The 17,661-nt window shown below is 66.8% G+C and carries 18 protein-coding genes; 12 read left to right on the top strand and 6 right to left on the bottom strand.

What is annotated here, in order from left to right:
- Positions 1–8: 8 nt before the first annotated feature.
- Complete coding sequence (locus RSE14_RS09765; protein WP_324073197.1) at positions 9–320, top strand: hypothetical protein; 312 nt, start codon at positions 9–11, stop codon at positions 318–320.
- Between the two features lie 28 nt (positions 321–348).
- On the opposite strand, the gene RSE14_RS09760 is transcribed toward RSE14_RS09765, so the two are convergent.
- From RSE14_RS09760 to RSE14_RS09745, 4 genes are all read right to left on the bottom strand, one after another.
- Positions 349–1,356 (bottom strand): ligase-associated DNA damage response exonuclease, encoded by a 1,008-nt coding sequence (locus RSE14_RS09760; protein WP_324073195.1) that lies wholly within the window; start codon positions 1,354–1,356, stop codon positions 349–351.
- A 41-nt stretch (positions 1,357–1,397) separates the two neighbouring features.
- Positions 1,398–1,910, bottom strand: coding sequence for a hypothetical protein (locus RSE14_RS09755; protein ID WP_324073192.1), 513 nt, complete (start codon positions 1,908–1,910; stop codon positions 1,398–1,400).
- Positions 1,910–4,270 (bottom strand): ATP-dependent Clp protease ATP-binding subunit ClpA, encoded by a 2,361-nt coding sequence (gene clpA / locus RSE14_RS09750; RefSeq protein ID WP_324073190.1) that lies wholly within the window; start codon positions 4,268–4,270, stop codon positions 1,910–1,912. Before clpA ends, RSE14_RS09755 begins: the two co-directional genes overlap by 1 nt.
- 133 nt (positions 4,271–4,403) lie before the next feature.
- On the bottom strand, positions 4,404–4,607 hold the full coding sequence (locus RSE14_RS09745; RefSeq protein WP_324073189.1) for a DUF1192 family protein: 204 nt from the start codon (positions 4,605–4,607) through the stop codon (positions 4,404–4,406).
- 98 nt (positions 4,608–4,705) lie between these two features.
- On the opposite strand from RSE14_RS09745, the gene RSE14_RS09740 reads away from it, so the two are divergent.
- The 6 genes from RSE14_RS09740 (at position 4,706) to RSE14_RS09715 (ending at position 11,289) form a co-directional block, all read left to right on the top strand.
- Positions 4,706–5,728 (top strand): NAD(P)H-quinone oxidoreductase, encoded by a 1,023-nt coding sequence (locus RSE14_RS09740; protein WP_324073187.1) that lies wholly within the window; start codon positions 4,706–4,708, stop codon positions 5,726–5,728.
- Complete coding sequence (locus tag RSE14_RS09735) at positions 5,721–6,350, top strand: glutathione S-transferase family protein (protein ID WP_324073185.1); 630 nt, start codon at positions 5,721–5,723, stop codon at positions 6,348–6,350. The genes RSE14_RS09740 and RSE14_RS09735 overlap by 8 nt, the downstream gene beginning before the upstream one ends.
- A gap of 86 nt (positions 6,351–6,436) precedes the next feature.
- The gene (locus RSE14_RS09730; RefSeq protein ID WP_324073184.1) at positions 6,437–7,339 is read left to right on the top strand and encodes a UDP-2,3-diacylglucosamine diphosphatase; all 903 of its coding nucleotides are present in this window, start codon (positions 6,437–6,439) and stop codon (positions 7,337–7,339) included.
- Positions 7,336–8,412, top strand: a complete 1,077-nt coding sequence (locus RSE14_RS09725) for a glycosyltransferase family 4 protein (RefSeq protein WP_324073182.1) — start codon at positions 7,336–7,338, stop codon at positions 8,410–8,412. The genes RSE14_RS09730 and RSE14_RS09725 overlap by 4 nt, the downstream gene beginning before the upstream one ends.
- A gap of 233 nt (positions 8,413–8,645) precedes the next feature.
- Positions 8,646–9,383, top strand: a complete 738-nt coding sequence (locus RSE14_RS09720) for a DUF1013 domain-containing protein (RefSeq protein WP_324073181.1) — start codon at positions 8,646–8,648, stop codon at positions 9,381–9,383.
- A 244-nt stretch (positions 9,384–9,627) separates the two neighbouring features.
- Positions 9,628–11,289 (top strand): AMP-binding protein, encoded by a 1,662-nt coding sequence (locus RSE14_RS09715; protein WP_324073179.1) that lies wholly within the window; start codon positions 9,628–9,630, stop codon positions 11,287–11,289.
- A gap of 108 nt (positions 11,290–11,397) precedes the next feature.
- Here RSE14_RS09715 and RSE14_RS09710 read toward each other — a convergent pair whose 3' ends face one another.
- On the bottom strand, positions 11,398–11,769 hold the full coding sequence (locus tag RSE14_RS09710) for a bactofilin family protein (RefSeq protein ID WP_324073177.1): 372 nt from the start codon (positions 11,767–11,769) through the stop codon (positions 11,398–11,400).
- Between the two features lie 7 nt (positions 11,770–11,776).
- Positions 11,777–12,949 carry a M23 family metallopeptidase gene (locus RSE14_RS09705; RefSeq protein WP_324073175.1) on the bottom strand — a complete coding sequence of 391 codons (1,173 nt, stop codon included), beginning with the start codon at positions 12,947–12,949 and terminating at the stop codon, positions 11,777–11,779.
- Between the two features lie 257 nt (positions 12,950–13,206).
- On the opposite strand from RSE14_RS09705, the gene RSE14_RS09700 reads away from it, so the two are divergent.
- The 5 genes from RSE14_RS09700 to RSE14_RS09680 all read left to right on the top strand — a co-directional run bounded on the left by RSE14_RS09700 (position 13,207) and on the right by RSE14_RS09680 (position 17,551).
- Positions 13,207–14,496: a glutamate-5-semialdehyde dehydrogenase gene (locus RSE14_RS09700; protein ID WP_324073173.1), complete on the top strand. Its 1,290-nt coding sequence runs from the start codon at positions 13,207–13,209 to the stop codon at positions 14,494–14,496.
- A 7-nt stretch (positions 14,497–14,503) separates the two neighbouring features.
- Positions 14,504–15,184 carry a nicotinate-nucleotide adenylyltransferase gene (locus RSE14_RS09695; RefSeq protein WP_324073171.1) on the top strand — a complete coding sequence of 227 codons (681 nt, stop codon included), beginning with the start codon at positions 14,504–14,506 and terminating at the stop codon, positions 15,182–15,184.
- A 174-nt stretch (positions 15,185–15,358) separates the two neighbouring features.
- Positions 15,359–15,712, top strand: a complete 354-nt coding sequence (gene rsfS / locus RSE14_RS09690) for a ribosome silencing factor (RefSeq protein ID WP_324076882.1) — start codon at positions 15,359–15,361, stop codon at positions 15,710–15,712.
- A 182-nt stretch (positions 15,713–15,894) separates the two neighbouring features.
- Positions 15,895–16,320, top strand: coding sequence for a 23S rRNA (pseudouridine(1915)-N(3))-methyltransferase RlmH (locus RSE14_RS09685; RefSeq protein WP_324076881.1), 426 nt, complete (start codon positions 15,895–15,897; stop codon positions 16,318–16,320).
- A gap of 4 nt (positions 16,321–16,324) precedes the next feature.
- A complete protein-coding gene (locus tag RSE14_RS09680; protein ID WP_324073168.1) occupies positions 16,325–17,551 on the top strand; it encodes a murein hydrolase activator EnvC family protein in 1,227 nt (408 codons plus the stop codon).
- Positions 17,552–17,661: the final 110 nt, after the last annotated feature.

Here is a 17,661-nt window from a genome sequence, read left to right as displayed (position 1 = left end):
TCGCCTCTATGAAGTTCGCTCCGCTTGCCGCTCTGTGCCTTGCCACTGCTGCTGTGACCGCGCCCGTTGCCGCGCTGGCCCAGAACGATGCCCCGGCTGCTCCGGCTGCCGCTTTCACCGTCGACACCCCGATCGAAGCGCTCGTCGCCGATGCGCGCGCCAAGGCCGTGCTCGACAAGTATCTCGCCGGTATCGACCAGCACCCGGCCTACGAGCAGTTCAAGAGCCTCAGCCTCAAGGCGCTGGCCCCGTTCTCGCAGGGCATGATCAGCGACGAGCTGCTGGGCAAGATCGGCACCGATCTGGCTGCGATCAAGTAAGTCTGCCTTTGTTGCGAGGGCGAGGGGCTCAGTCATCCTCGTCCTCGTAACCAACCAGCGCCAGCGCACGGGCGCGGCGCTGGTTCAGCGCGCACCAGCGTAGCAGGGCCTCCTCGCGGCCATGGGTGATCCAGGTTTCCTGCGGGTTCACCTCGGCGATGGTCTGCGTCAATTCGCCCCAGTCGGCATGATCGGAAATCACCAGCGGCAGCTCGACCCCGCGCTGCCGCGCGCGGCCGCGCACCCGCATCCAGCCGCTCGCCATGGCGGTGACCGGATCGGGCAGGCGGCGGCTCCAGCGATCATTGAGCGCGGCAGGCGGGGCGAGGATGATGTGGCCGCGCAGCGCCTCCTTCGAGGGCGCATCGCTTACCAACCGCAGATCGCCCAGCGCCACGCCGAGCTCCTCGTAAAGCCGGCACATGGCCTCCATCGCGCCGTGCAGCCAGATGACGTCATGATGTCCCGCGGCACGCAATTCAGCGATCACCCGTTGCGCCTTGCCCAGCGCATAGGCGCCGACGAGGACGCAGCTTTCCGGCTCACCCTCCAGCGATTTCAATAGCTTGGCGATTTCATCACGGATCGGCGGATGCGCGAAGACCGGCAGGCCGAATGTCGCTTCGGTGATGAAGATATCGCAGGGGGTGACGGCGAAGGCCTCGCAGGTCGGATCGGGGGCACGCTTGTAATCGCCGGTGATGATGACCCGCTCGCCCGCGTGTTCGAGCAGGATTTGCGCGCTCCCGAGCACGTGGCCTGCGGGAACGAAGGTCGCGGTCACACCGCCGCCAAGGCTCACGCGCTCGCCATAGGCCGCCGGAACCGCGCCCTCGCGGGTGTTGTAGCGCAGCTCCATGATCGCCAGCGTCGCCGGGGTGGCGATGGTCTGCCCGTGCCCGCCGCGTGCGTGATCGGCGTGACCATGGGTGACGAGCGCGCGCGGCACGGGACGCGAGGGATCGATCCACACATCGGCGGGTGCGATGTAGATGCCCTGTGGCTCGGGCCGGATCCATGAGAAGGGCGCGGTCATGCAATCATAACCCGCAGGGCGGGCGAGGTGTTCCGAGGGGATCAGCCCTTGGGCAGAGGAACCAGCGAGCCCCAGCAGCTCTCGTTGCTGACATAGCGCACAGGTTTTCCGTCGGGCCCCTCGATCGTCGCGGGCGGCGCACAAGTCAGGGCAACGCCGCTGTTGAAGAACATCAGCACCAGGCCCGATTCCTCTCGGGGAAATTCCGCCGGGTCGCTTCTGCCGCCCATGCAATCGGGTTGGCCATTGGTGGTGAGCGAGGTGGTGTAGAGCCAGCGGTCGCCATCGCTTGTCGCGGTTCGCCAGCGCTTGGTGACGCGCTCGTCGCCGCTTTCGATGATGGCGGTGCCATCTGCGTTGAAGCGCCACACTTCGGCGCAGACCGGCTTGCCCTTGCTATCCCGATCACGGGTTTCGAAGCGCCAGCTGCCGATATCGGCGAGATGGGTTGCCATCGCCTCGGGCGTGACATCGGACGGCTGGGCAAATGCGGGAGCGGCGGGGGCGCCGATCAGCACCCCCGCCGCCGCCAGTGTCGTCAGAGCAGCGCGCATCAGCCCTCGTCGGTTTCCGTCGCGGGCTTCTTGGCGGCGGGCTTTTTCGCGGCCTTCTTCTTCGCGGGCTTCACCTTGGGCGGGGCCGGAGTCATTTCGAAGGCGGGCTTGCCGTCCTTGATGCTGACATGGACCTCGCCGCCGTCCGACAGCTTGCCGAACAGCAGTTCCTCGGCGAGCGGCTGCTTGATCTTGTCCTGGATCAGGCGGGCCATCGGACGCGCGCCGTAGAGCTTGTCATAGCCCTTGTCGCCGAGCCAGGTGCGGGCATCGCTGTCGAACTGGATGTGGACGTTCTGCTCGGCCAGCTGCAATTCGAGCTGGAGGATGAACTTGTCGACCACGCGCGCGACGATGCTCTTGCCCAGATAGGCGAAGGGCACGATCGCATCGAGGCGGTTGCGGAATTCCGGTGTGAACATCTTGTTCACCGCCTCGGTCCCGGCATCGGCCTTCGACACATCGCCAAAGCCGATCCCGCTGCGCGCCATGTCGGACGCGCCGGCATTGGTCGTCATGATCAGCACGACATTGCGGAAATCGACCGTCTTGCCGTGGTGATCGGTCAGGCGGCCATTATCCATCACCTGCAACAGGATGTTGAACAGATCCGGATGCGCCTTCTCGATTTCGTCGAGCAGCAGCACGCAATGCGGGTTCTGGTCGACCGCATCGGTAAGCAGACCGCCCTGATCATAGCCGACATAGCCCGGAGGCGCGCCGATCAGGCGGCTGACCGAGTGCCGCTCCATATATTCCGACATGTCGAAGCGCTTCAGCTCGATGCCCATGATGCTGGCGAGCTGGCGGGCGACTTCGGTCTTGCCGACGCCGGTGGGGCCGGAGAACAGGAAGGAGCCGATCGGCTTGTCCGGATCGCGCAGGCCTGCACGGCTGAGCTTCATGGCGGTGGCGAGGCGGGTGATCGCCTCGTCCTGCCCGAACACCACGTGCTTCAGATCGCGTTCGAGGTTTTCGAGCGCCTTCTTGTCGTCCTTCGACACGGACTTGGGCGGGATGCGCGCCATCGTCGCGATCACCTGTTCGATCTCGCGCGCGGTGATGGTCTTCTTGCGGCGGCTGGGCGGCACCAGCATCTGCATCGCGCCGACTTCGTCGATCACGTCGATCGCCTTGTCGGGCAGCTTGCGATCATTGATGTAGCGCGCCGACAGCTCGACCGCGGTCTTGATCGCATCGGAAGTGTACTTGACCTTGTGGTGTTCCTCGAAGGCAGACCGCAGCCCCTTGAGGATCGCGATGGTGTCCTCGATGGTCGGCTCGTTCACGTCGATCTTCTGGAACCGGCGCAGCAGGGCGCGGTCCTTTTCGAAGTGGTTGCGGAATTCCTTGTAGGTGGTCGAGCCGATGCAGCGGATCGCCCCGCTGGAGAGCGCGGGCTTCAGCAGGTTCGAGGCGTCCATCGCCCCGCCGCTGGTTGCGCCCGCGCCGATCACGGTGTGGATCTCGTCGATGAACAGCACCGCGTGAGGCATCTGCTCAAGCTCGGAGACCACCTGCTTCAGCCGCTCTTCAAAATCGCCGCGATAGCGCGTGCCGGCCAGCAACGCGCCCATGTCGAGCGAGTAGATCACCGCTTCGCGCAGCACTTCGGGCACATCGCCTTCGACGATCTTGCGCGCGAGACCTTCGGCAATCGCGGTCTTCCCGACGCCGGGATCGCCGACATAGAGCGGGTTGTTCTTGGACCGGCGGCACAGGATCTGGATCGTCCGGTCCACCTCGGGCCCGCGCCCGATCAGCGGATCGATCTTGCCGTTTTCCGCCTTGGCATTGAGGTTCACCGTGAACTGGTCGAGCGCGGTTTCCTTCTTGTTGCCGCCGGCTTCCTTGCTGGTCTGCGCGGTGTCCTCGGCCTTGTCGGTGCCTTGCGGGGTGCCCTTGCTCTCGATCTGGCGGCCGCCCTTGCCGATGCCGTGGCTGATGTAGCTCACCGCATCCAGACGGCTCATGTCCTGCTGCTGGAGGAAATAGACCGCGTAGGAATCGCGCTCGGAAAACAGCGCGACCAGCACGTTGGCGCCGGTCACCGTATCCTTGCCCGAAGACTGCACATGCAGGATCGCGCGCTGGATCACCCGCTGGAAGCCTGCGGTGGGCTGCGGATCTGCGCCGTCCTCGGTCTTGAGGGACTGGTATTCCTGATCGAGATACTGCTTCACCACCTCGCCCAGTTCGGCAAGGTCGACCCCGCAGGCGGCCATCACCTGGGCCGCGTCCTCATCATCGATCAGCGCCAGCAACAGGTGCTCGAGCGTCGCATATTCATGCTTGCGCTCAGATGCGTTGCCGAGCGCATTGTGCAGGGTCCGTTCGAGGTTCTGTGCGAAGCTGGGCATGAGAGAGGTCTCTACATTGGGGAGAGGGGTGCTCCGGAGAGGGGAGCGGCGAGAGGATGCGTCAGACTATATGGGCGCTTGCCCGGAAATTGCGAATCCGATTGCGTGCGTGCGCGAGGAAAATTTCCGCGCCTCACCCGCTGCCTTTCCCGAACAGGGCGTCGGCAGCGGCGCGATGGGCGGCGGCTTTGCTCTTGTGCGCGGCAACCCGGGCGATTTCCGCTTCGAGCAGGGCAATCCGCTCGTCCAGTTCGGCTTGCGAATAGGGGCCGAGATCCTCGGCTGCGAGGCGGCTCGCCGCGTCCCCTCTGGGTCTCGGGAGATCGGGTTCTTCCATTGCCCGCCAGCATCGCAAGCCAAACGGCTTGCTGTCAATCGGCAAGGCGGTTATTCGCCCCTCTCAAGTGGTTAATAGGGCGCTTCGGGGGAACGCAAATGGGCGACGCGGCACGATACGAGCTTCCGGGCACCATGACCGCGATCGGGTTCGACGCGCCCGGCGGGCCGGATGTGCTGCGGACCGAGGTGGTGGAGCTGCCGCGCCTGCGCCCCGATGATGTGCTGATCCGCGTCGCCTATGCCGGGGTAAACCGCCCCGATTGCTTGCAGCGCGCCGGTGCCTATCCCCCGCCGCCGGGCGCTTCGCCGCTGCTGGGGCTGGAGGTATCGGGCGAGATCGTGGCGGTGGGCAACGAAGTCCCGCGCGAGATGATCGGCCAATATGTGGCCGCCCTCACGCCCGGCGGAGGCTATGCGGAATATTGCGCGGCGCATTGGCAGCACTGCCTGCCCGTGCCCGAAGGGATGCTGCTGGCCGAAGCCGCCGCTCTGCCCGAGACCCTGTTCACCGTGTGGCACAACCTGTTCGAGCGCGGCCTTGCGCGCGACGGGGAGAGCGTGCTGATCCACGGCGGCACCAGCGGGATCGGCACGATGGCGATCATGCTCGGCAAGGCGTTCGGGATGCAGGTGATCGTGACCTGCGGCGACAAACCCAAGTGCGACGCCGCCACCCGCATCGGCGCCGACCTTGCGATCAATTACCGCGAGGCCGACTATGTCGAGGCGGTGCTGGCGGCGACCGGCGGCAAGGGCGTCAATGTGGTGCTCGACATGGTCTCGGGCGATTATGTCGCGCGCAATTTGCGCTGCATGGCCGAGGATGGCTGCCACGTCACCATCGCGGTGCTCGGCGGCGCGAAGGCCGACATCAATATGGCGGTGGTGATGATGCGCCGCCTGACCCTCACCGGATCGACCCTGCGCCCGCGCTCTGACGCGTTCAAATCCGCGCTGGCGGACGAAATCGCCGCCAACGCCTGGCCGTTGTTCGTCGATGGCGAACTCTCGCCGGTGATGGACATGACCTTCCCCCTCGCCGAAGCGGCCGCCGCCCATGCGCGGATGGAAGCGGGCGAACATGTCGGCAAGATCGTGCTGGAAGTCGCCGGTGGCTGAGGCGCTGACCCTCCACGAGGATCCGCGCAGCGGCAATTGCTACAAGATCAAGCTCACCGCCGCGCTTCTCGGCCTGCCGCTGGCGACACGGGCCTATGACATCATGCAGGGCGAAACCCGCACGCCCGAGTTTCTCGCGACAGTGAATGCCAATGGCCGCATCCCCGTGCTCCAGATCGACGCGAGCGAGGGTGCGCGCTTCCTGCCTGAAAGCAATGCCGCCTGCTGGTATCTCGCCCATCGCTCCGCGCTGGTGCCGCAGGAGCGTTTTGCTCAGGCCGACATGCTGCGCTGGATGTTTTTCGAGCAGTACAACCACGAACCCAATGTCGCGACGCTGCGGTTCTGGCGGCACTTTGTGGGCGAGGCGAACCTGTCCGAGCAGCAGCGCGGGCAGATCACCGCCAAGCATCTGGCCGGTTGCGCCGCGCTCGATCTGATGAACCGCCACCTTGCGCAGAGCGCCTTCTTCTGCGGCGATACGCTCAGCCTCGCGGATATTGCACTGTTCGCCTATACCCATGTGGCGGACGAAGGCGGCTTTGCGCTGGGGGATCATCCGCACATTCTTGCGTGGATCGCGCGGGTACAGGCGGCGCCCGGATTCGTCCCTATGCAATGACTTGAAACCGTCACGGCTCTGTGAGTCGCGTGTAACATTTGCCTGCCAATGGGAGGCCCAGCGCGACACGAACGCAAGGGCCTGCCATGACGAGTGCTGACCTCACCGACATCCTCGGCGACAACATCGCCAGCTTCCCGCTTACTGCCCCTCGCGTGCCCGAGCCCGAGGGCAACGCCCGGCGTTCCTATCGCACGATCTGGATCAGCGACGTCCACCTCGGCACGCGCGGCTGCAATGCCGAGCTGCTGATCGACTTCCTCGACCATGTCGACAGCGAGACCATGTACCTCGTGGGCGACATCATCGACGGCTGGCGCCTGAAGAAGAAGTTCTACTGGCCCGCCGCGCACAATGACATCGTCTGGCGCATCATGAAGCGCGCCCGGCGCGGCACGCGGGTGGTCTATATCCCGGGCAATCACGACGAGATGTTCCGCCAGTTCACCGGGCTCAATTTCGGCGGGATCGAGATCCGCCGCGCCGCCTTTCACGACACCGCCGATGGCCGCCGCCTGATGGTGCTGCACGGCGACGAGTTCGACGCGGTGATGCTCTCGCACCGCTGGCTCGCCTTCGTGGGGGACCATGCCTACCACCTGATGATGCGCCTCAACCTGGTGGTGAACCGGGTGCGCGGCTGGCTGGGCAAGCCCTATTGGTCGCTGTCCAAGGCGGCCAAGCACAAGGTCAAGAACGCCGTCGAATTCATCGGCAAGTACGAGGAAGTCGTCGCCCGTGCGGCAGGCGAGCGCGGCGTGGACGGGGTGGTGTGCGGCCACATCCACACCGCCGAGTTCCGCCAGTTCGAACACCACGGCCGCCCGATCGAATACTGGAACGATGGCGACTGGGTGGAAGGCTGCAACGCGCTGGTCGAACATCACGACGGGCGGATGGAGATCCTCCACTGGCCTGAGGAAATGAAGCGCCGCGTCGCCGGGGAGATCGCCCCCGAACCGGCCGAAACCGCGCGCGAGGCGGCGTGAACGCGCTCGCCCATTTCGCACCCGAGGCTCCGCTCCCCGCCTCCATCGCTATCGTCACCGATGCCTGGCACCCGCAGACCAATGGCGTGGTGCGCACGCTCTCGACCACGGCAGAGATGCTGCGCCGATGGGGCCATCAGGTCACGGTCATCTCGCCCGAGACCTATCCCTCCCTCCCTGCGCCGACCTATCCCGAGATCCGCCTTGCGCTGACGGCGCCCGGTGCGGTCGGGCGGCGGCTGGCCAAAATCGCGCCCGATGCGGTGCACATCGCCACCGAAGGCCCGCTGGGCCTTGCCGCGCGTGCCTATTGCCTTAGGCGCAAGGTGCCCTTCACCACCGCCTATCACACCCAGTTCCCCGATTACCTCGCGCGCCGCACCGGGCTGCCGGCGAGCGTCTTCTGGCCCTATATCCGCTGGTTCCACCGCCCCGCGCAGGCGATCATGGTGGCGACCGAGACGATCCGCGCGTGCTTGCGCGAACAGGGCCTCACCCATCTCAGCCACTGGAGCCGCGGGGTCGATCTCGCCTGCTTCACCCCGCAAGCCGCCCCGCCGCCCGAATATGCGCAGGCGGAAGGGCCGATCCTGCTCTATGTCGGGCGGGTCGCGGTGGAGAAGAACATCGAGGCCTTTCTCGCCTGCCCCTATCCCGGCACGAAGGTGGTGGTGGGCGACGGCCCGGCCCGCGCGGCGCTGGAAGCGCAGTTTCCCGACGCGCTGTTCCTCGGCAAGCAGACCGGGGCGGCGCTGGCGGGCTGCTATGCCGGGGCGGACGTGTTTGTCTTCCCGAGCCGCACCGACACCTTCGGCCTGGTGATGATCGAGGCGCTGGCCTGCGGCACGCCGGTCGCCGCCTTTCCTGTGCCGGGTCCGCTCGACATTCTGAATGACAGCGTCGGCGCGATGGCCGAAGACCTCGCCCGCGCCATCGACGCCGCCCGCTATTGCGACCCTGCCGCCTGCATCGCCCATGCTGCCAGCTACAGTTGGGAAGCGGCGACGCGGCAATTCCTCTCCGGTCTCGCGGCGCTCAAGGAAGAGGAAGTCGGCGCGCTTGCTTTTGCTTAGTGGCAGACCCCCCGCCCCGCCCTTTTGCTTTTTGGCCCAACCCGGCCACCATAACATAGTGGTACTATTGGTGGCTGGGCGGGGAGGCGGGGTGGGGGGTCTGCGCCACCGATAGGTGGCAAGCAAACAAGGACTCTCCCTTTTCCTTGCCGTTTCGCGCTGTTTCGCTTATCGGGGCGCGCAAGGCGGCCGCTCCGAAAGGGGCGGCCCTTCTATTTTGAACGGAGATTCCCATGGCTACCAAGGATCAGCCCAAGCCGCTGATGCCGCACGCCACCGCGACGTGGCTGGTGGACAATACCGCCCTGTCGTTCGAGCAGATTGCCGAATTCTGCGGGCTGCATATCCTCGAAGTGCAGGCGATGGCCGATGATCTTGCGGGCAGCAAGTACACGGGCCGCGATCCGGTGCACTCGGGCGAGCTGACCCAGGGCGAAATCGAGCTGGGCCAGAACGATCCGGCCTATGTGCTCAAGATGCACAAGGCTCCGGTCGAAGTGACCCGCACCAAGGGCCCGCGCTACACCCCCGTGTCGAAGCGTCAGGACAAGCCCGACGGCATCGCCTGGATCCTGCGCAACCACCCCGAGGTGTCGGACGCGCAGATCGGCAAGCTGATCGGCACCACCCGCAACACCATCGGCGCGATTCGCGATCGTTCGCACTGGAACATCCAGAACATCCAGCCCAAGGATCCGGTGACCCTCGGCCTGTGTTCGCAGCGCGAGCTCGATGCGATGGTGGCCAAGGCGGCCAAGCGCGCCGGCGTGAGCGAGGATGCCGATGCGCCGGTTAAGGCCGAGCGCAATGATCGCGAGAAGCTGATCGAGGAACTGCGCGCCGAACGCGAAGCGAGCCACAAGGCCGCCAACGAAGCTGCGCAGGAAGCCGAAGCCGAAGCATGGCTCGCCCGCAAGCGCGAAGCCGAAGCGGCCGAAGAGAAGATCGACCCCGAGAGCGGGTTTATCTGATTCTATCGTGTGCGTGCCCGCCTCCGCGGGCACATCCTCGGTGCTGTTCCTTCGCTACGCTACGGGCACCTGCGGGTCGCGCACTTGCGCTCGCGGCCCGTCCGTTGGCGGGCCGCAGCCACCCTACCTTCGATCGCCAAGCCCCGGATCACGTCCGGGGCGACGATGCGTTTGGGCAAGGGAAATCCCGCTTTTCCCGCAGTTTCGCTTGTGCGGGCCGCGATTGTGAGCCAAGATTACTGACATGATTGTCAGTAATCCGGCCTACCACCACCCTGTTCCGTCCGACACCCGCTTCGAGGCGATGAGCCTTCCGGCGATGCTGGAGCGCACGTTCCGCGCCAATCCGCAGGCGCCGTTCCTGTATTTCCTCGGCCGGACCTACACTTACGCCCATATCCATGCATCCGCGCAGGCCTTTGCCGCCGGGCTTCAAGCCGCCGGCATCGCCAAGGGCGACCGCGTCGGCCTGTTCCTGCCCAACGTGCCGATCTACGCCGCCGCCTATTACGGGGCGATGATGGCGGGCGCGGTGGTGGTCAATTTCTCGCCGCTTTATTCGGTCGAGGAGCTCGCCTGGCAGGTGGGCGATTCCGGCACGCGGTTGCTGGTGACGGTGGATGTGCCAGAGCTCTACAAGACCGCGAAGAAGGTGCTCGAAGCCTCGGCGCTGGAAACGCTGGTGGTGGGATCGCTGGCCGAGATGCTGCCGTGGTACAAGGGGCTGGCGTTGAAGCTCTTGAAGCGCAGCCAGATTGCCGATGTCGCCTATGGGCCGAGCGTCAAGAGCTGGGCCGGGATGACCCCGGCCAAGGCCCCTGCTCCGGTCGAAGTCACGCCCGCCGATCTCGCGCTCCTCCAATATACCGGCGGCACCACCGGTCGGCCCAAGGGCGCGATGCTGGGGCATGACCAGCTTTCGGTGAACGCCCAGCAGGTCGCCGCGATCAACCCCTTCGGCAATGCGGCGGGCGAGGTGTTCATGGGGGCGCTGCCGTTCTTCCATGTCTTCGCCAACACCGCTCTGCTCAATCACGCGATGGTGACGGGCGCGTCGATCGCGATGGTGCCGCGGTTCGAGACCAAGCAGGTGCTCGAGACCATCCAGCGCTATCGCTGCACCGGCTTTCCCGGCGTGCCGACGATGTTTCAGGCGATCCTCGATCACCCCGATCTCGCCAAGACCGATCTCTCCACACTCAAGGTCTGCATTTCCGGCGGTGCGCTGATGCCCGGCCCTGTCCATGTGCGCTTCGAGGAGGCGACCGGGGTGCGGCTGGTCGAAGGATACGGCCTCACCGAAAGCTCGGGCGTGGTCTCGGTCAACCCTTACGAAGGCACCCGCAAGCGCGGCACCATCGGCCAGCTGGTGCCGGGGACGGGCGCGATCCTGCTCGACAAGGAAGACCCGAGCCAGCTTGCCCCCGATGGCGAGCCGGGCGAGATGGCTGTGTGCGGCCCGCAGGTGATGCGCGGTTACTGGAACCGGCCCGAGACCGATGCCGACAGCTTTGTCGAGCGTGACGGCAAGCGTTACCTGCGCACCGGCGACGTCGCACGGCTGGATGCCGAGGGGTTCTACGAGATCGTCGACCGCATCAAGGACATGATCGCGGTGGGCGGCTTCAAGGTCTTCCCGAGCGTGGTGGAGGACGTGATCCTCGAACATCCGGCGGTGAAGGAAGCGTTGGTCATCGGCGTTCCGGAAGAATATCGCGGCGAGGTGCCGCGCGCCTATGTGACGCTGGGTGAAGGCGCGACCATCACAGGCGAGGAGCTGGCCAGCTGGCTCAACGCGAAGATCGGCAAGCACGAGCGGGTCGATCAGGTGGTGGTGCGCGAAGCCCTGCCCAAGACCATGATCGGCAAGCTCGACCGCAAGACCCTGCGCGCCGAGGTGCTCTGAATCCAGACCCTGTTTGACCCCCAGTTAGGTCGGGTTTGACCCCTCCATGAGGCGCGCGGGCGAATGTTTCACGTGAAACATTCGGGCCTTGGAAGGGGGTAAATCGGCCTATTCCGCCGCTTCGATGCTGGCCGAGGGAACGGCCTTGACCGGCTGGCGGGCATTGGGGGCGAAGCGGCCATCGACCTGCGCGCCCTGCTCGATCGTCAGCGCGTCATAATGGACGTCGCCTTCGATCCGGGCGGTCTTGAGGATCACCAGTTCGCGCGCGGTGATCGACCCTGCAACCCGGCCCGCCAGACGCGCGCTTTCGGCCAGCACCGCGCCATGGATGCTGCTCGCTTCGCCCTGCACGAGGCTGGCGCACTTGATGTCGCCCTCGATCGTGCCGTCGACATGCAGATCGGCGGTGGCGGCGATGTCGCCCTTGATCACCACGTCGGCACCGATCACCGAAAAGGTCGAACCCGAACCCATCATGCTGCTCCTATTGACCGGCCTTGGCGGCGGGGGCGCGGCCGGATCGGCTGCGGCGGACTTCTTTGAGAACATCAGGAGCAGTCTCCAGAAAGGGGCGCGGATTGACCGCGCGATCATTGATGCGGACCTCGAAATGGAGGTGCGGGCCGGTCGAACGGCCGGTGCTGCCGAGCCCGCCCAGCGTGGCGCCGGCGGCGACCATCTGCCCCACCTTCACGTCGATGCGCGAGAGGTGGGCATAGCGGGTCATCAGGCCGTTGGCATGGGTGACTTCCACCGCCTTGCCATAGCCGCCGCGCCATCCGGCATAGGTGACACGCCCTTCGGCGGCGGCGAAGATCGGCGAGCCGACCGCGCCCTTGAAGTCGATGCCCGAATGCATGGCCGCGTGGCCGTTGAAGGGGTCACGCCGGTAACCGAAGCCCGAGGTGATGCTGCGCACGCTGGCGGGCACCACCGAGGGGATGCCGTCCAAGGCGCGCTCCAGCACCGCCATGCGGGCAAGGCTGAGACCAAGCCGCTCGAAGCGCGGATCGATCTCGTCGCCACCGGCAAAGGCTTCGAACGGACCACCCATCCCGGCACGCGCCTGACGGCTGAGGGTGCCGGGATCGAGATTGAGCTTGCGGATCGCGGCCTCGGCGCGGCGGGCGCGGGCATCTGCGAAACGGGTGAGGCGTTCGACCACGGCCAGCTGGCGGGCTTCGATCTCGGCCAGGCCCTTGGCTTGCGGGATATACTGGCTGACCTTCTTGACCGTCTTGGCGGTCTCGGCGGTGGAATCGGTGACCGTGCCCTTGGCGCCCTCGGCCACGATATCCTCGGGCAGCATGCGTGCCATTTCCTCGAGGAATTCCTGGCGCTGCTGGAGATCGTCCACCACCTTGTCGAGGCTGCCGCCATAGGCTTCGAGCCGTTCTTCGGACTTGGCGATGCGGGCCTTTTCGTTGGCAAAGGCGGCCAGATCGGCCTCGGCGCGATACTGGCCCCAGGCCATCACCGCGAGGCTGACGAGCCACACCAGCGCAATCGCAACCACCGCCGCAGCGGCGCGGATCTGCAGCTTCGAGGAGATCTTGATGAAGCGCACTTGCCCGTCGGCACGCATGAAGAATTCGCGGTCGGGGAACCACAGGCGTAGCTGTTCGCCCCACTTGCGCGCTGAAAATCTGTCAGACAATTGCGGCCCCGATTATATTATCTATGCCCCACGCATGGCCCGCTATCAGGGCATTCCCTGAGGGTCGAATCGTCGGGCCCGCGCAAGAGTTGAATCGAAGCGGATTCGCGCCGAACGGTGACGGCAGAAGGAATCCCGGGCGCAATGCCGCCCGCCCTTGCGGAAATCGTCGGTGGGAAAGCCCTCGTTCCCGATTCGTCCCGTCGGCTTGGCGGGCGGGACTGACAGGCCGCGATGGGCCTGCTAAGGGCCGTGGCATGAGCGAACCCGCAATCCGGACAATTCCCGCTGAAACGGGTGATGCGCAGGCCCTGATCACCGCCCTGGCGCAAGCCGCACGGGTGGCCCAGCGCCAGCTTGCCGCCCTGCCGAGCGCGGCCCGCGCCGCCGCGCTGCACCGCGCCGCCGAGGCCTTGCGCGCCGCGACTCCGGCGGTGCTCGAAGCCAATCGACGCGACCTTGCCGCAGGCCGCGCAGCGGGGCTCAGCGCGGCGATGCTTGACCGTCTGGCGCTCGACGAAGGCCGCATCGCAGGGATCGCCGATGCGGTGATCGCGGTGGCCGGTCTGCCCGATCCGGTGGGGCAGGTGATCGACACCAGCGAACCGCCCAATGGCCTGAAGTTCCAGCGGATTCGTGTGCCGATCGGCACCATCGGGATCATCTACGAAAGCCGCCCCAACGTCACTGCCGATGCCGCCGCGCTGTGCGTGCGTTCAGGCAATGCGGCGCTGCTGCGCGGGGGGAGCGAGGCGGTCCATTCCAACCGCGCGATCCACGCGGCGCTGGTGGAAGGGCTGGTGGCGGGCGGGGTGCCGGCAGAGGCCGTGCAGCTTGTCCCCTCGCAGGACCGGGCCTGTGTCGGCGCAATGCTCACTGCCAATGGCCTGATCGACATGATCGTGCCGCGCGGGGGCAAGAGCCTTGTCGCCCGTGTGCAGGCCGATGCCCGCGTGCCGGTGCTCGCCCATCTCGACGGGATCAACCATACCTACATCCACGCTGCGGCGGATCCCGCCATGGCCGAGGCCATCGCCGTCAACGCCAAGCTGCGCCGGACCGGCATCTGCGGTTCGATGGAGACGCTGCTGATCGATTCGCTCTACCCGCAAGCCGCCGCGCTGGTGGCCGCGCTGATCGAGGCGGGGTGCGAAGTGCGCGGCGACGGGCGCGCACAGGCGCTCGATCCCCGCGTGATCCCCGCCAGCGCCAATGACTGGGACACCGAATATCTCGACGCGATCCTCTCGGTGGCCTGTGTCGACGGGCTGGACGACGCACTCGCCCATATCGCCCGCCATTCCTCGGCCCATACCGATGTGATCGTCACCGCTGACACGGATGCCGCCGAGCGCTTCCTTGCCGAGGTCGACAGCGCGATCGTGATGCACAATGCCTCCTCGCAATTTGCCGACGGGGGCGAGTTCGGCCTTGGCGCCGAGATCGGCATTGCCACGGGACGGCTGCACGCGCGCGGGCCGGTCGCGCTGGAAGGGCTCACCACCTACAAGTGGCAGGTGCGCGGGAGCGGCCAGATCCGGCCCTGAGCCCCGCATGAGCGCGCAACCCGTCCTCACCGGGCTCCTCGGGGGCAGCTTCAATCCCGCGCATGGCGGGCACCGGCGCATCACGCTCTTTGCGATGCAGGCGCTGGGGCTGGAGGAGACGTGGTGGCTGGTCTCCCCCGGCAATCCCCTGAAGCCGCAGGCCGGGATGGCGCCGCTGGAGGCACGGCTGCTGTCGGCCCGCCAGCAAGCCCGCCGCGCGCGGATCGTGCCTACCACCATCGAGCGCGAGCTCGGCACCCGCTACACCGTCGACACCCTCGCAAAACTGGTCCGGCGCTATCCCAAGCGGCGCTTCGTGTGGCTGATGGGGGCCGATAATCTCAGCCAGTTCCATCGCTGGAAGGACTGGCGACGGATCGCACGGACAATGCCGATTGCGGTCATCGCCCGCCCCGGCTATGATGGGCCCGCCATGACGAGCCCCGCCATGGCCTGGCTCAGGCGCCATATCGTGCCTGCCGCCGGTTTTCGGAAACGGGGGCAATGGAGCGCACCGGCCCTGGTGTTATTGCGTTTCGATCCTGATCACCGCTCGGCCACGGCCATTCGCCGTGCCCATGCCGGGTGGGCCGAGGACACCCTCGGCAAGGATCGCGACAAGGATTGCAGGGCATTGGTGCGTGATCGGCTGACATTCCGCAAGCTCAGCTCACGGGAACAGGCATGAGGCGCGAACCACGCGCCCCGGCCTGCTTGTGGGCTGGAATGCGTTCTGTCCGCCTCCCTTGTCCTACACTCTGGAGATACCCGATTGCCAACCACCCAGGCCTTTGTCGCCTCGATTCCGCTCGGCCCGACGCAAGCCGCCGCTTCCGTGGCCAAGTCGCTGGCGCGCTCTGAGATGGGCGCCGATGCACTGCACCAGCTGGTGCTCACGCAGCTTGACGATGATCAGGCGCAGGAAATCGTCTCGATCCCGCTGGAGGGCAAGAGCTCGATTGCCGATCACATGGTGATCGCCAGCGGCCGTTCGACCCGTCAGGTCGCCTCGATGGCGCAGAAGCTGGCCGAGAAGATCAAGCAGGCCGGTTTCGGCAACGCCCGGGTCGAAGGCCTGCCGGCCGCCGACTGGGTGCTGATCGATGCGGGCGACGTGGTGATCCACCTGTTCCGCCCCGAAGTGCGCAGCTTCTACAACCTTGAGCGCATGTGGTCGTTCGAGGGTTCGGAAGCGTCGATGATGGGCCGCAACTAGCGGTCCATTGTTTGCGTGCCAGCCTCCGCGGGCACGTCCTCGGCCACTCTTTGTGTTCCGCAGCCCATCCGGGCTGCGAAATCCTCGCTCACCCGGCCTGAAGGCCGCATCGCTGCGGGCGGCCGTTCGGCCTTGCGGCGGCTCCGCCGCCGTTATCGCGCTGCTTCTCGGGGGTCGTTTCTATCCTTCTTCACATCATCGCGCGCGGGAAAATCGGGCGCTCGCCGGAGGGCGAGCTGGTGGAGCGTTATGCCAAGCGCCTGACCTGGCCGGTGAAGCTCACCGAATGGCCCGATACGGGCGCCGGCAAGGCGGCCGATCCGGTGACCCCGCTTCGCACCGTGCTGCTCGATGAACGTGGGCGTGCGATGTCGTCGGAAGCCTTCGCCGCGCTGCTCGGCAAGTGGCGCGACGAGGGCGTGCGCGAGACCCGCTTTATGATCGGCGCGGCAGACGGCCACTCCGATGCCGAGCGCGCCTCGGCCGATCTGCTGCTCGCCTTCGGCCCCGCCACCTGGCCGCACATGATGGCCCGCGCGATGCTGATGGAGCAGCTCTACCGCGCCACCACGATCCTTGCAGGCCATCCCTATCATCGGGCAGGATAGAGCGATGCGTCGCCCCGCGTTCCTGTCCGTGCTTGCTCTGGTTGCGCTTGGCGCAGCGCTGACCGCTGCCGTGCCGCAGACCAGCGCTGCGCCCTCGGCCCTGCTGCTGGAGCCGCGCGAGGCCGAAGCCCAGCTCGCCCGCGCCACGCGCGAAGGCCGGCTGGCGCAGGGCCGCGCAGCGCGCCTTACCCGCGAAGCCGAAGCCGCGACCGAGGCTGCCACCCGCACCGCGCGCGAAGCCGCGGCGCTCGCCGCCCGGATCCAGCAGGCTGAAGCCGATATCGAAGTCGCCCGCGCGCGGCTCTCGCTCACCCGCGCGGCACGGGCTGTTCTGACGGCGAGGCTCGCCGAAAAGCAGGAGCCGACCGCGCGCCTTGCCGCCGCGCTCCAGACCGCTGCCCGCCGCCCGCTGGCGCTTTCGGCCTTGCAGCCGGGATCGCTCAAGGAGGTGGTCTATGTCCGCGCCGTGCTCGACAGCGCGGTGCCGCAGATCCGCCGCCGAACGGCTGGCCTGCGCGCCGATCTCGAAAAGGGGCGCGCGCTGGAGGCCGATGCGGCCCGCGCTCTTGCTGCGCAGCGCGATGGCGAGCAGAGCCTGCGCCAGCGCCGTGCCGATCTCGCCGCGCTCGAGAACACCCAGCGCCTCGCCTCGCGTGCGGCGCGCGGACAGGCCCTGCGCGAGGCCGAGCGTGCGCTCGCGCTGGCCGAGGAAGCGCGCGATCTCGACGGCCTCGTCGCGCGACTCGATGACATTGCCGCCCTGCGGCGCGATCTCGCTGCGTTGCCCGGGCCGGTCCTGCGTCCGGCCGATCTTGCCGCCGCGCTCCCCGCGCAGCCCGTGCCAACGCCCGCCGCCAGCGCGCCGCCGCCGCGTGATGTCCAGCTGCCGGTGGACGGGCGCACGCTCTTGGGCTTCGGCGCCAAACGCGATAGCGGCTTGCCGAGCACCGGCCTGTTGCTGGCCCCGGTGGCCGGCGCGCAGGTGGTCGCCCCTGCCAGCGGGCGCGTGGCCTTTGCCGGCCCCTATCGCGGCTTCGGGCGAATCATCATCATCGAGCATGACGGCGGCTGGACCAGCCTCGTCACCGGCCTTGCGCAGGTGAATGTCACGGTCGGCGACAATGTGATCGGTGGGAGCCCAGTGGGCCTTGCAGGCGGGCGCGATGCCCCTGTCACCTTCGAGCTGCGGCGCGATGGAACGCCGGTCAACCCCTTGCAATTCCTGCGCTAGGCCCTGCGCACCGTCACCTGTCGGGGGTCATCTGTCCCTCGTCGATACGCAAGCCTGCAGTCTGCGCCTCTCATCTGGCGTTCAGCCGTGCAAGCCTATACACTCCGGCC

Origin of the sequence: Erythrobacter sp., from assembly GCF_035194505.1 — a bacterium.
Lineage (GTDB): Bacteria > Pseudomonadota > Alphaproteobacteria > Sphingomonadales > Sphingomonadaceae > Erythrobacter.
Note: the sequence above shows the minus strand (reverse complement) of the source record. Positions and strands in the feature narration are given on the sequence as shown.